This is a genomic window from Psychrobacter cryohalolentis K5 (assembly GCF_000013905.1).
Taxonomy (GTDB): Bacteria; Pseudomonadota; Gammaproteobacteria; order Pseudomonadales; family Moraxellaceae; genus Psychrobacter; species Psychrobacter cryohalolentis.
The window spans coordinates 710,100-723,081 of record NC_007969.1; the positions used below are offsets into that span (position 1 = coordinate 710,100).

The window sequence follows — 12,982 nt, forward strand, 5'->3', positions numbered from 1 at the left end:
TTATGAAAATGCTATTAAGAAATACGCTTGTCGTTTTAGTCAGCGCTTTAACATTATCCGCCTGTCAAACCGCCGATTTTTCTAAGCAAACAAGTCAAACTATCAACATGCCAACGGTTGCGGTTAATTTGGATAGTGACGGCGATGGCGTTCCTAATAAGTTAGATCAGTGCCCGAATACGCCAGAAAACGTAGTAGTAGATGACAGAGGCTGTCCGCATTCCTTACTTTTTGGTGAAAACGAATTTATGATGGAAGCTAGAGCCTACTATGACGAAAATAGTAGTGAGATAAAAAGTGAGTATTATGAACAGCTAGATAACGCAGGTAAAAAAATGCAAGATCATTTGGACGCTGTCATGCATATCGAAGGGCATATATCCAAGCGTGAAGACAATAATGCCAATCAAACACTATCAAGATACCGGGTGGAAGAAATTAAAAATTATATGACCATGACATATAATATTGATCCTGATCGTATTAAGACCATTTACTATGGATCAGAGCGCCCAATTGCGACAAATGATGCCGAAAACAGTTGGCTCAATCAGCGTATTTATGCGCTTATTAGCAATGTTGAATAATATATTAAGCGTTTCAAAAAGATTGAAAATAAAGAATATGTGATAATTGAAAAAGGACGTTGATATGAAAGCAATTTTATATTTAGTCAGCATTACTCTTTGTAGTTCTTTGGCATTATCAGCGTGTCAAACCGCGCCAAAACTAGCGATTGATAACATAGTGACAGCGCCAATGCCAATATTAATGGTGAGCCTCGATTCTGATGGTGATGGATATTCTGATGAGATAGACCTGTGTCCAGGCACCCCAAGAAATATAGTAACAGATGAAAGGGGTTGTCCTTTTACGGGTATGGGGATAGGCCTAAAAATGGAATATCGTGCCTTTTTTGCCAAGGGCAGCAGTGAGTTATCAAAAGAGTATCAGCTTGAGCTTGATACAGTAGCCCTAAAGCTGCAAGAGTACTATACGGCAACTATGCGTATTGAGGGACACGCTTCAGTAGATGAAATGTCAGATACAAAATTGCGACCAAATTCTCTAGCAAGAAATAGGGCACTTATCGTCAAAAACTATCTTGTACTAAAGCATAAAATTGATCCTGAGCGTTTAAATACCTTTAATTATGATGCCGAACAGCCTATTACCTCTTCTGATACAGAAGAAGGTAAGTCTATGAACCGCAGAGTTTATGGGGTAGCTACTGCAGATTTTGATAGCGAAGAGGAAATGTCCATGAACCGCCGAATTTTCGAGATAGCTGTAGAGCCTGAAGATTAATTGTTTTTAAACGTTTATGCCCTTACTAGCAATATTGAGTGTTTTAAAAGAGTGAAAAGTGATGACAGACAAAGATTTAAATTATTCTGGATAAAGAGAGGGTAATAATGACCATTAAAACTCATAGCACTTTATTGTTATTAGCAGCATCTATAACATTAGCAGGCTGTCAAACTACCGAAATTGTACCGCCCAAAACTACACCGCAATATGAAAACATCAGGACGATGCAAGCAGAAATTGATTCAGATGGCGATGGCGTACTTGATGATATAGACGAGTGTCCTGAAACGCCACCTAACGTAGTGGTCGATGCTAAAGGCTGTCCAATAGAGGTTGATGTGGGCGGACTTGAAATGGAATTCAATGGATTTTTTCCGCCAATGAGAAATCAATTACCCGATATCTATGATGCAGTATTTGTGAAAGTAGCAGAAAATCTTAATGATTACCCAAAAGCCAATGTTTTTATTTTTGGTCATGTAGCAACAAATGAAATTGATAAAGATGCTTTAGCGACGCTTGGTTTCGATTCTTTATCACGCAATCGCGCCCTTAGCATCAAAAATACGTTAGTCTTGCAGCATCATATTGATGCTAAGCGTATCCGTACTTATGAGTGTTCAAATAAGATTCTAGTTACAGATACAGCGTTTATAGATCCAAGTTTTGAAAAGCTTAATGTTAAAAATATTGAGTCAAAACAGCGCCGCGCCACTTTAATGGCGAGTAGTTTAGTCAATGATTTAATGAATCTTAAATATAAATCTGATATTCAAAGATATGGTGAATACGCCAAGCATTGTAAGCCTTTTGAATAATGGCAAATTTTGATAAACCGTCAAAATCTAACCTTACCCCAAAGACGAAAACAATACCATTAGCACGGGCGCGACAATATTAATAATAAAGCCAAAGCTAATCGCCAATGGCACCACTTTTAGACCACCTGATTGCTGAATAATTGGCAAAGTAAAATCTAAACTGGTCGCACCGCCAAGTCCGACCGAGGCAGACGGATATTTACGCATAAAGACGGGGATAAATATCAACGCAAAGAACTCACGTATCAAGTCGTTAAATAGCGCAACACTGCCCCAAATTGCCCCATAAGCATCGGTCATCACAATCGCAGATAGCGAATACCAACCAAATCCTGACGCTAGTGCTAAGCCCTTCGTCCAAGAGATATCGCTAAACATCAGCGCAAAGATAAGCCCACCAACTAATACCGATAATGTAAAAATAATACTCATCTCGACACCGCGTTTATTAAGCAGTACTTCTTTTAGAGTAATACCCGAGCCTTTTAGTCCAATACCAACCAGCAAGATTAATATCATTAGCATGACCGTCATGGTGTTCTCAGGCGGTATATAGTTGGCTGGCAAGAAATAACCGATCACAAAACCTATTGCTACACAGATAACTTGAGTGAGGCTGCCGCGAATACTGACGCGATGTTCTTTAGATTTAACACTGGGTTTTTTGGCATGCCACGGGCGCAAACGGTCAAACAGCATTAACCCAAATAATCCAGTTCCAATTGTCAGTATTGATAATATCGTGACATACAGTGCGATTTCACCTACCTGACTGCCAAGTCCTTCGACTTGTGCCAGCTCAATACCAATCAAGCCTAAAATAATAAAGACCAAATAAGACAAGCCTTTATCGGCAATTTTGGTCAGGGCTGGATTGGATGGAATGGCAAAGCCAATAAACATTGGCATTAAAACCAAGACAAGGGTAACTAAGCTTTGCATGGTAAAGGGCTCGCGGCATTTTTAAAAGGCGTTTTAATAAATTGTTTTTAGGAAGGGTTTTTAAGAAGGCGAGGATTGTAACATATTAGTATAATAATACTGACATGAGCAGACAAAATTCATTGAATTGCTGCTGCTCAAAGCTTTTTTTATGAGCTTCTCTATATGCTAGACCAGCAGTGCCGCATTGATTGAATATAAAGCCACTATACTGCTTGTTCGGATTGGACAAATTTATGATGTTTCTGAATTTCTGAAGTGGGATTATTGATACCACTTAATGGGCAAATAGCTTGATTTGATAATGGCTCAATCACACTAATGCGAGCAGTGGCTGCTAGGTTGGGATAGTCCCTACGATAGTGTCCGCCACGACTTTCAAGGCGCTGACAAGCAGACTGAACAATTAAAGTCGCTAATTGTAACTGTCTTGCTAATTGAAAGTGTGCAAGTTTATCAATGGTCATAGCGTCGTCTGAAGCATTTATATTGGGCTGACTTAACTCAGATTTTTCAAGCCACTGTTGCCATTGCTGTATCTGTATTAACATTTGCTCTAATGATTCGGCAGTGCGAGTGATACCCATATAGGTGGTCATTAAAATTTTTAATTCTGTAGTTATTTTGCCAGCCTGATTATTAGTATCTATATTGCTATCAGTGTCCTCGTAATCATCTGAAGTCAATGGATGTGTAATAAAAGAAGAGAGCGTAATGGCTTGAGTATCTTTGAGTGTTGGCGCTGTCCAAATGGTAGGTGCTGATAAGTTTATGCTCTCATAAATGGCAGCAGTATCTAGATTCTCTAACGCTTTTAAATAGCGAGGTAAATCAGCGGCGATATTGCGGCCAACCACTACGCATTCCAAAAGTGAATTGCTCGCCAAACGGTTTGCTCCATGCAGACCTGTATAAGCAACTTCACCAGCGGCATAAAGACCTGCTACATCGGTTACGCCATTAGCATCAGTGACCACGCCGCCACAGCTATAATGGGCGGTTGGGGCAACCGGAATTGGCTCTTTAGTTATACCAATACCAAGTGCTAATAGTGTCTGATAAATCTGAGGGAAATGCTCTTGCAAAAATTCCGCTGGCAAGTGACTGACGTCAAGATGAACGTAGCCAAGTCCGTTATTATTAATCTGCTCAGCTATTGCCCGAGCGACAATATCTCGCGGCGCCAGTTCTGCACGCTCATCAATCTCTAGCATAAAGCGGTCGCCAGTTTGTGGACAATATAAGCGCCCACCTTCGCCGCGTAAAGCTTCAGAAATCAAAAAGCTGCTATCTCCTAGTGCTAGACCAGTCGGATGAAATTGGATGAATTCTAAATTTGCCAAACGGCAGCCTGCTTGCCACGCCATCATAACGCCATCACCGACACAGACGTTGGGCGCGCTGGCTCGTTGAAATAATTGCCCTAAACCACCACTGGCTAAGACAACCGCGCGACTATGAAATGTGATTTGGCGCTGAATAATATGATCAAAAACTTGCGCCCCTTGGCATCGGTTATCACTGTTGTCAGTTAATAAATACAGTGCTTCATGGTAGGGCAAAATAGTTATATTAGAAGCGGCTTGCGCTTTTATAGTCAAGGCTTCCATAATATGGCGACCCGTTGCATCATCAGCATGGGCAACGCGTCTACAGCCATGACCGCCTTCCTTGGTTAGATGTAAATCAGCAGTTTGCAATTTAGTGAAGACTTTTTGCTCAGTATTGTATTTTTTATTAGCTTGAGGAATCTGAGTAAAGGGTACGCCTTGCTCACATAGCCATTGAACCGCTTGTTGTCCAGCGCTGAGGATGTTTGTCGTATTATCCGCTGCACATAATCCTGCACCAGCGATTAGCGTATCGGTAATATGGTCAGCTACCGAATCATTTTTGTCCAAGCTTGCGGCGATACCGCCTTGGGCGTAATGGCTTGAGCAAACTTCCAATGCAGCTTTACTTAATATGGTAATGCTCAGCGACTCCGGTAAAGCAAGCGCGGTGCTTAATCCTGCAAGCCCAGCCCCAACGATAAGTACATCTGTTATCACAACAGCATCAAGGATCTGATGTGCATTACAGTTATCTTTGCCATTTAACCAGTTCGCGCTCATATTATGCTGCTCCAACATTTGCAAACAATGCACGGTCTTTGACGATATCACCGCTTGCTGCTACCCGCTGTTTTTGTGATTCAGCAAAATCAAGCATGCGTTGTAATGGCTTTCTAGCTGCCGCTGCCAGCTCAGCCGTCATCAATATCTCACCTGAATTATTGGTCAAACATTGCTCGATACCTTGTAGACCATTCATCGCCATCCATGGACAAAAAGCACAGCTTTTGCAGCTTGCACTTTCGCCCGCAGTCGGTGCAGCCAAGAAGCGCTTGTTTGGCGAGCGCTTTTGCATCTCATGCAAGATACCCAAGTCAGTTGCGACGATAAAGGTATCGGCATCCATCTCATAGGTGGATTGCAATAGCTTACTGGTCGAGCCAACCACATCGGCAAGCGCCACGACACTATCTGGAGATTCAGGATGTACCAAGACTTTTGCTGTCGGATGTTCAGCTTTTAATTGTTCAAGCTCAGTGGCTTTAAACTCATTATGCACCATACATGAACCTTGCCATAGCAGCATATCTGCCCCAGTCTCATGGGCAATGTATTTACCTAAGTGTCTATCCGGACCCCAAATGATAGGCTCGCCTTGTTCTTGCAAATGTCGAATGATATTGATACCAACTGACGAAGTTACTACCCAATCAGCCCGTGCTTTTACTGCCGCACTGGTATTGGCGTAGACCACTACGGTACGCTCAGGATACGCATCACAAAAGGCAGAAAATTCATCGGCAGGGCAGCCCAAATCAAGCGAGCATTCTGCTTCCAAGTCTGGCATCAGTACTGTTTTTTCCATACTGAGTATCTTTGCCGACTCACCCATAAAGCGTACACCTGCAACTACCAGTGTTTGTGCACTATGCGCTTGACCAAAGCGCGCCATCTCAAGCGAATCACCAACACAGCCGCCGGTTGCTAATGCCAAATCCTGAATAAAGGGATCGACATAATAATGCGCGACTAAGACGGCATTATGCTCTTTTAACAACTGCTTAATATTTTCTTCAACTTTCAGTCGCTCACTACGCGGCAAATCTGCGGGCATTTTTGCTTTGGCATATTCAATATTCATTTGCGTGGCAATGCGATTATCAGTACTCATAATCGGTGCGTCATACGGATACGTTTTCATAAGTGCAAACCTTTCATGCAATAACGACACGTCAGTTGCCGTTAGATTGAGTCAGTTGAATAGTGCTAAAAAATAAACTGTTTTAATTATGCTCATTTTGAGCATAAATACAAGAAATTTTTTATACGTTTCTTATTTATGCAGGGCTCATTTTGTATAATTACAACCACAAGCTATGATAAACATCGATTCAAGCTATACTTAGCATGTGGTCAATGGCTTATCAGTTGAGCTGTATTTCATAAATAAAATAAAAGGTAATCATTAACGTCATGACGTTGTCTTATTCACACGCCCATCAACAAGGTAGCGGTACGACTGAGGTTGTCGCAGTGCTGGTCGCGATTACCGAGCACACGGCGCGCGTTTTAACCGTTGATCAAGGCAAGCTATTGCCCAATGGTCCCCTCATGCCATTACACCGCTCGTTGCAAGCAGGTGTGCGCCAATGGGTTGAAGAGCAAACACAGCAGCCACTTGGTTATTTGGAACAGCTATATACCTTTGTCGATACCAATAGACGCAATGATGATGGTCATGCGCTGGTTTACGTCAGCTATTTGGGTTTAGTGCAAGAGGCGCAAACACAGCTACAAAGCCAAGCATTATGGCGTGATTGGTACGATTACTTCCCATGGGAAAATCACTTAGATGGTATGCCAGCTATCATTATGGACTATATCGTACCGGCATTATTACGTTGGGCAGATGCTGCAAAAGAGCCTGATATTCAGCAGCGCCGGCGTCAGCGTATTAGTCTGTGTTGGGGCGTCAATGAGACGATTCTAAATAATTGCTCTAAAAATAAAAGCGCGCATTCAAATGCAGAGAGCAACGATCAGCTGATAAATGACAAAGAATACGAGAATAGGGAATGGATTGCAGAACATGTCCTTCTGCGTTATGAGATGTTGTATGAAGCAGGTCTTATTGCAGAAGCACCAACTTATCCACCCAGTTATTCGGCTAATGTTCAACCTGACAGTGCTGAATCTAACAAGGCGTTTAATTTGCCTAGTAACTGGTCACAGCTTATAGGGTCACCGATGTACTATGACCATCGCCGCGTAATTGCGACGGCTATTTCAAGACTACGTGCAAAAATTGAATATCGACCGCTCATTTTTGGCTTAATGCCAGATGAATTCACCTTGTCGCAGTTGCAGCAGAGTGTCGAAGCACTATCGGGTGTACGCTTACATAAGCAAAACTTCCGCCGGCTGCTAGAGTCACAAAATCTTGTGCTAGAAACAGGGCAGAGTATTAGCGCCCAGCGTGGTCGTCCCGCTAAACTTTATCGTTTTCGCCATGATATTGAATTGCAAAGTTTGCTGATGGATAGCAAATTGCCAAAACGTAAGTAGTCGCCCAATCGTTATCAGCCTCTATCATTGCCAAACCCAATAAATTTATCGAAAATTTTAATTTAGGATATTTTCTTGCGAGACAATAAACTTTACGTTATATTTATGCTCATTTTGAGTTTATATAATATATATTCAGAATATAAGCATAATAAGGGCTAAAAATGACAGTTAAACGAGAGCCAGCATTGGCTAAAGTATTACTTAAACCATTGGTTGAAGCGGCATTAACAGAAGATTTGGGCAGACGTGGTGATGTCACTTCGCAAGCGACTATTCCAGCCGACATGCAAGCGCAATTACAGATTAAGGCAAGGCAAGCAGGCGTAATATGTGGTATGGATTTAGCACGCTTATCTTTTGCTTTGATTGATGAGCAGATAGAATTCGTTGCTCAAGTCTATGATGGTGAAGTGGTCGAAGCTGGCGCAGTATTAGCAACTGTCCATGGCAATGCGCGTAATTTGCTGACAGCAGAGCGTACGGCGCTTAACTTTATGACTCATCTTAGCGGTATTGCGACAGATACTAAGAAGGTTGTCGATAGCGTGGCAGCATATCCAGCGCAAATTACTTGTACGCGTAAAACCATTCCAGGCTTACGTATCGTCCAAAAATATGCGGTACGCTGCGGTGGCGGGCGTAATCATCGCTTGGGTTTAGATGATGCGATTTTAATTAAAGACAACCATATTGCTATCGCAGGTGATATTAAAACAGCGATTGAGCAAGCGCAAGAATTTGCTGGGCATCTGATTCCAATCGAAGTGGAAGTCGATACATTAGCACAGTTAGAGCAAGCACTAGATGCTGGTGTGAGCTTAGTGCTTTTGGACAATATGTCGCCTGAGATATTGTCGCAGGCAGTCGCTATGTGTAAAGGTCGTGCTAAAACCGAAGCATCAGGTGGTATCACTCCTAAAACAGTGCAAGCCGTTGCGGAAACAGGCGTTGATTTTATCGCGATGGGTTATTTGACCCACAGCACGACTGCATTAGATATTGGTTTGGATTTTAGCATTTAGCTTTAACGCTTGGTCTAAGTATAGTGAGTCCCAAATAGAAGAAGTACAAATGTTATAAAGCACTGCTGGGGTTACTTTTTCTTGCTTGCTGTGCCTGCGCAGACAGAGGCTGCGAATAATTAACCCCAGCAGTGCTGTACTCTTTTAAAAATGGATCAACTATATAGACTTGTTTTAATGAAGTGTAATAGAGGATTAACCCTCTATTGAAAGGGCAGATTTGTATCGATATCCTATGGATTTGGTAAGGTCTAGGAATTAAGCGAAGTTAATGATTTAATAGGCTTATCTGCCTATGCTACAATGCCGCTGCTACCGACTATTAGGTCATTGATGCACTTGCCCAATGGCCTTGTTTTTTGCCCGATTTGACTAATAGACAAGCGAGCGCTCAGTGAATACTGAAATTATTAAGATAATCCTAGCCTTTATGGTATTGATTAACCCCTTTAGCGCATTGACATTGTTTTTAGATTCAACGCGTGGTTATTCAATGAATAATCGACGTAAAGTAGCGCGCGTTGCTTGTCTGACCATTTTTATTACTATCAGTTTCTTTACCTTAGCAGGCGAAACGCTCCTCAAAGTCTTGGGTATTTCAATCGGCTCGTTTCAGTTAGCAGGTGGTATCTTAGTGTTTTTAATCGCTCTCAATATGATGAATGGCGATGGTAATCCGGTTAAGCCTGATCAAGAAAACTTCGATGTTGACCATCTCCAAGGTGCGCCGCCAACGATGGCAGCCGCGGTTGTGCCGATTGCTATTCCTATGATGATTGGACCGGGTGGTATTTCAACCGTTATTATCTACTCATCACAAGTTTCCGGCATCTTGCAAATATCTGCCATTTTGATTGCGGGTTTGTTTATCAGTTTATTTTGTTATTTGGCATTGATGGCAGCCGGTCGTATCAGTCGCTTATTGGGTGATACAGGGCTTAATATTATGAGTCGAATCATGGGTATGCTATTGGCGGCAGTTGCTATCGAAATTATCGTTAACGGGCTACGTACGCTATTTCCTGATTTGATCTAATTTTTTAGTCTATAGAAGCGATTTAATCGCTCAAAAAACCAAATACTTTTTTAACAGTATTTGGTTTTTCTGTTTTTTAAGCAGTATATTATTTTTTAGATAAAGGCTCTTGAGTAGAAAGCTCTGTTCTAGCTTTGGTATAAATGCCAAGCCAAATAAAGCATCAATATACCGACCAAGGCATCAAGGATATTCCACGCTTTTGGTTTGGCAAATAATGGTTTGAGTAATCGCGCCCCATAGCCAAGCGCAAAAAAGAAAAAGAATGAAGCGCTGACCGCTCCTACTGCAAAGGCAAGCTTACTACTGGCTCCTGTTGAAACCATACCGACCAGCACCAAGGTATCTAAGTAGACATGTGGATTGAGCCATGTAAAACCAAAGCATAGTAATAATGCCTTTTTTAGGCTAGTGACGACTTGTCCATCGACGGTAAGTGAGTGGGATAAACGCATACTGGCATACAAGCTTTGCAGTCCGTAACCTAATAAGAATATGACGCCCGCGACCTTGGCAATATTGACCACTTGCGGATAGCGTGCCGTTACCGCGCCAAAACCGCCAACGCCAGCTGAAATCAACAACGCATCACTGACTGCGCAGAACAGACAGACAAAAAATATGTGCTCGCGTTTGAGCCCTTGTTTGAGTACAAAAGCGTTCTGCGAACCAATAGCGATGATGAGAGATAAGCCAAGCAAAAAACCGGAACTGTAATCGGTGATATTCATGATGGCTGTCTTATCCTTTAAAAATGCTGACGTTTGCTTACTGGTAGTATGGCAAAAAGCTGTTAAGATAAGGGATTGAATGGTCAAATGCAATCAGTAAATGGGCGAGGAGCAGGGTAAGTTATGGTCATAAGTTTGACAAGAATGCTACAGTCATTTGGGCAAGCACATGATGACCTGCCAACCGCCGCTGCTAAAAATGCTCAGCAAGCGGCTGCCAATAAACTTACTAATAATAAAAATGATGTCAATACTTCAACGTCTAATGCTTCGCCGCTTACTGAGCCACAGCGTACCGAACGTATTTGTGATGCTTTAGCGCAAGTGTCTGATATTCGTGCACCGACGCCATTGACCGATCGTTATTTGTCCAATCGTGCTCAAATGCGACCGAGTAATAGACCACCTTTTGACCCAGATACCTTATGGTTTCTTAAACATGGACGCTGTCCGATTATGACTGAGCTTGTGAATGTGGTCGATGCAGCCACGCTAAATGCGATGCCAATTGAAGCAGTTGCTATTTTAGATAGAATCAATGGCAAATTAAAACGCTATCGTGAATGGAGTAGCGAGCTTAATGATGAGCAGAAGCAGCAACATAATGAGCGGCAGTTTGTCATTGATAAGCTGATATCTGAAAGTATTCCAGAAGCCTTGCATCATTACGAGCAGCTGCAACGTTTTAGTCCACATCGTACGAAGAATAATGTAGTACAGGGTAAAATGACCGCAGGCGATATGCTGACGGATTTGTTTTTAGAGATTGATTATGAGCTTGATGAATTGTTAGAGGAGCTGCATCAAACGGTGATGAATCGTCTGGCTTCAACCCATCGTTATGTTAAAAGCCGTACGCAAAATTAGGCGCCATTTTTCTATTCTGCTAAAAAATAAGCATCAGCAAACACAAACAACTCAATGCATAACAATATAGGGCTTTAATAGAGCCTTATTTTTTTGTTTAATAAAATCATTAAATACTATATTCAGTCTTAAATAAGAGAAATATGAATATTATAAAGTGCTACTAGGATTAATTTTCGCAGCCTCTGTCTGCGTAGGCACAGTAAGCAAGAAAATTGATCCTAGTAGCGCTGTGTTCTTGCAAAAGTGGAGCAACCATATCAAGAATAATAATAAATTTGCCAAATAATACTATTAAATAATAAGGATAATTTTATGACCCAAATCACTGCCATGCTCGTCATGCTTGTTTTATATGGAGTGCTACCCGCAGCAGGTCTGTATTTAGGCTATCGTGGTATAAAAAAGGTGACAGCACCCAAAATGCTAGCGTATAAAGCGATGCCGCAATTGGGTTATATTCCTGAGAAAAGCTTACCAGTTGATGTTAAAGCTGCATTGACCCAAATTAATGAAAAAGGTGAAAAGCTGAGACTTATTTATGGTGATACCAATAATGATGGCAAGATAGATGATAAAGACGCAGTTAACGAAACTTATATTACCATTCAAAATCTGATGGAGAAACATGTACCACAAGCAGTAGCAGATTATCGCCGTTTGCATGACTTAGATGTCGGGGATGGCGCACTTGCTGATAATACTAAAATTAAGCATTCTGATGTCACTGGTAAAGAAGCGCTGTTGGATATATTGGGAACTATTAACACCCAGTTTGATGAACTGCTTAATGCATCTTATCATCAAGATGGACAAAAATTATTAGCAACTAATCGATATTTACAACAGCGTTTTGACAATCCTAATGTAGATATAGATACGCAGTTGTTTGACCATGCTGATGAAGTAAAGACGATCAAAAAACTTGCGGACGATACTGTTAGTAAGGATATGAGATAGAGAGTAGTAAATAGTTAAGAGAATCAATGACGGTTGAACGATTAAGAGTAAATTGCTATGAGTGTATTAATAGGCGTTGGTGTCATAACGACAATGAGCATCTTCTATCTAAGTAGAAAAGGCTGGCATGCTTTTCATAAAGCGGTTGGTATTACGCCAGGCGTACTTATTTATCAAAATGCTAATGCACCATTATCGTTATCTAATATAAGCTGGCAACAATTAAATCTTAATAAAAAGCATCTTAAAGCTTTAGCAGATAATCAGCTACGCCAGCTACAACATATTGATGAAAAGGTAGCCAGTTATGATGACTATCAGATAGAGCTAAAGTCACAAGAAAAGATGCCTGAAATCACCGAAGCACCGTTCGTATTGCATAAGATGCTGCATACACGTTTACCTGAACTACTCAGTAGTTATTATCAACTGACGATTATCAAATCAAATGCTAAAAGCGTCAATAATCAATCACGAGATGAAGCCGGCAAGTTGCTGCAAGACGTATTAGATAAGATAGAACAACGCTTAGATAGCTTATTAGAACAAATGGAGCAGCAGCAATTACAGGATTTACGAATCATGAAAAGCTATATTGATAGTCATAATCACTAATATGTCAGTGGCTAGAGAATACTTATTAATGTCACATACAAAAAAGCTGCCAATG

General features: G+C 41.3%; 13 protein-coding genes. 9 read left to right on the plus strand and 4 right to left on the minus strand.

Going from position 1 to position 12,982, the window contains the following annotated elements; translation table 11 throughout:
• Positions 1 to 2: 2 nt before the first annotated feature.
• The 3 genes from PCRYO_RS03110 to PCRYO_RS03120 all read left to right on the plus strand — a co-directional run bounded on the left by PCRYO_RS03110 (position 3) and on the right by PCRYO_RS03120 (position 2,129).
• A complete protein-coding gene (locus PCRYO_RS03110; RefSeq protein WP_011512946.1) occupies positions 3 to 587 on the plus strand; it encodes an OmpA family protein in 585 nt (194 codons plus the stop codon).
• A 64-nt stretch (positions 588 to 651) separates the two neighbouring features.
• Positions 652 to 1,308: an OmpA family protein gene (locus PCRYO_RS03115; protein ID WP_011512947.1), complete on the plus strand. Its 657-nt coding sequence runs from the start codon at positions 652 to 654 to the stop codon at positions 1,306 to 1,308.
• A gap of 107 nt (positions 1,309 to 1,415) precedes the next feature.
• On the plus strand, positions 1,416 to 2,129 hold the full coding sequence (locus tag PCRYO_RS03120; RefSeq protein WP_011512948.1) for an OmpA family protein: 714 nt from the start codon (positions 1,416 to 1,418) through the stop codon (positions 2,127 to 2,129).
• Between the two features lie 33 nt (positions 2,130 to 2,162).
• On the opposite strand, the gene PCRYO_RS03125 is transcribed toward PCRYO_RS03120, so the two are convergent.
• The 3 genes from PCRYO_RS03125 to nadA all read right to left on the minus strand — a co-directional run bounded on the left by PCRYO_RS03125 (position 2,163) and on the right by nadA (position 6,329).
• Complete coding sequence (locus tag PCRYO_RS03125; RefSeq protein ID WP_011512949.1) at positions 2,163 to 3,074, minus strand: lysine exporter LysO family protein; 912 nt, start codon at positions 3,072 to 3,074, stop codon at positions 2,163 to 2,165.
• Positions 3,075 to 3,280: 206 nt separating this feature from the next.
• A complete protein-coding gene (gene nadB, locus PCRYO_RS03130; protein WP_011512950.1) occupies positions 3,281 to 5,188 on the minus strand; it encodes an L-aspartate oxidase in 1,908 nt (635 codons plus the stop codon).
• Position 5,189: 1 nt separating this feature from the next.
• The gene (gene nadA, locus PCRYO_RS03135; RefSeq protein ID WP_011512951.1) at positions 5,190 to 6,329 is read right to left on the minus strand and encodes a quinolinate synthase NadA; all 1,140 of its coding nucleotides are present in this window, start codon (positions 6,327 to 6,329) and stop codon (positions 5,190 to 5,192) included.
• Positions 6,330 to 6,601: 272 nt separating this feature from the next.
• On the opposite strand from nadA, the gene PCRYO_RS03140 reads away from it, so the two are divergent.
• From PCRYO_RS03140 to PCRYO_RS03150, 3 genes are all read left to right on the plus strand, one after another.
• Positions 6,602 to 7,693, plus strand: coding sequence for an NUDIX hydrolase (locus tag PCRYO_RS03140; protein ID WP_011512952.1), 1,092 nt, complete (start codon positions 6,602 to 6,604; stop codon positions 7,691 to 7,693).
• Positions 7,694 to 7,857: 164 nt separating this feature from the next.
• A complete protein-coding gene (gene nadC, locus PCRYO_RS03145) occupies positions 7,858 to 8,718 on the plus strand; it encodes a carboxylating nicotinate-nucleotide diphosphorylase (RefSeq protein ID WP_011512953.1) in 861 nt (286 codons plus the stop codon).
• Between the two features lie 394 nt (positions 8,719 to 9,112).
• A complete protein-coding gene (locus PCRYO_RS03150; RefSeq protein WP_083759462.1) occupies positions 9,113 to 9,754 on the plus strand; it encodes a MarC family protein in 642 nt (213 codons plus the stop codon).
• A gap of 128 nt (positions 9,755 to 9,882) precedes the next feature.
• Here the strand turns inward: PCRYO_RS03150 and PCRYO_RS03155 are convergent, their stop codons facing one another.
• Positions 9,883 to 10,485, minus strand: coding sequence for a LysE/ArgO family amino acid transporter (locus PCRYO_RS03155; RefSeq protein WP_011512955.1), 603 nt, complete (start codon positions 10,483 to 10,485; stop codon positions 9,883 to 9,885).
• 144 nt (positions 10,486 to 10,629) lie between these two features.
• Between PCRYO_RS03155 and PCRYO_RS03160 the strand changes: the two genes are divergently transcribed.
• From PCRYO_RS03160 to PCRYO_RS03170, 3 genes are all read left to right on the plus strand, one after another.
• Positions 10,630 to 11,352 (plus strand): hypothetical protein, encoded by a 723-nt coding sequence (locus PCRYO_RS03160; protein WP_020442891.1) that lies wholly within the window; start codon positions 10,630 to 10,632, stop codon positions 11,350 to 11,352.
• A gap of 315 nt (positions 11,353 to 11,667) precedes the next feature.
• Entirely contained in the window at positions 11,668 to 12,312 is a 645-nt protein-coding gene (locus PCRYO_RS03165; RefSeq protein ID WP_011512957.1) for a hypothetical protein, read from the plus strand.
• A 57-nt stretch (positions 12,313 to 12,369) separates the two neighbouring features.
• A complete protein-coding gene (locus PCRYO_RS03170; protein ID WP_041752986.1) occupies positions 12,370 to 12,927 on the plus strand; it encodes a hypothetical protein in 558 nt (185 codons plus the stop codon).
• Positions 12,928 to 12,982 lie beyond the last annotated feature (55 nt).

What these genes read in the sequence shown, in the direction of transcription:
- PCRYO_RS03110 (WP_011512946.1), top strand. Translation starts at nt 3, where the DNA reads ATGAAAATGCTATTAAGAAATACGCTTGTCGTTTTAGTCAGCGCTTTA.
- PCRYO_RS03115 (WP_011512947.1), top strand. Translation starts at nt 652, where the DNA reads ATGAAAGCAATTTTATATTTAGTCAGCATTACTCTTTGTAGTTCTTTG.
- PCRYO_RS03120 (WP_011512948.1), top strand. Translation starts at nt 1,416, where the DNA reads ATGACCATTAAAACTCATAGCACTTTATTGTTATTAGCAGCATCTATA.
- PCRYO_RS03125 (WP_011512949.1), bottom strand. Translation starts at nt 3,074, where the DNA reads ATGCAAAGCTTAGTTACCCTTGTCTTGGTTTTAATGCCAATGTTTATT.
- nadB (WP_011512950.1), bottom strand. Translation starts at nt 5,188, where the DNA reads ATGAGCGCGAACTGGTTAAATGGCAAAGATAACTGTAATGCACATCAG.
- nadA (WP_011512951.1), bottom strand. Translation starts at nt 6,329, where the DNA reads ATGAAAACGTATCCGTATGACGCACCGATTATGAGTACTGATAATCGC.
- PCRYO_RS03140 (WP_011512952.1), top strand. Translation starts at nt 6,602, where the DNA reads ATGACGTTGTCTTATTCACACGCCCATCAACAAGGTAGCGGTACGACT.
- nadC (WP_011512953.1), top strand. Translation starts at nt 7,858, where the DNA reads ATGACAGTTAAACGAGAGCCAGCATTGGCTAAAGTATTACTTAAACCA.
- PCRYO_RS03155 (WP_011512955.1), bottom strand. Translation starts at nt 10,485, where the DNA reads ATGAATATCACCGATTACAGTTCCGGTTTTTTGCTTGGCTTATCTCTC.
- PCRYO_RS03160 (WP_020442891.1), top strand. Translation starts at nt 10,630, where the DNA reads ATGCTACAGTCATTTGGGCAAGCACATGATGACCTGCCAACCGCCGCT.
- PCRYO_RS03165 (WP_011512957.1), top strand. Translation starts at nt 11,668, where the DNA reads ATGACCCAAATCACTGCCATGCTCGTCATGCTTGTTTTATATGGAGTG.
- PCRYO_RS03170 (WP_041752986.1), top strand. Translation starts at nt 12,370, where the DNA reads ATGAGTGTATTAATAGGCGTTGGTGTCATAACGACAATGAGCATCTTC.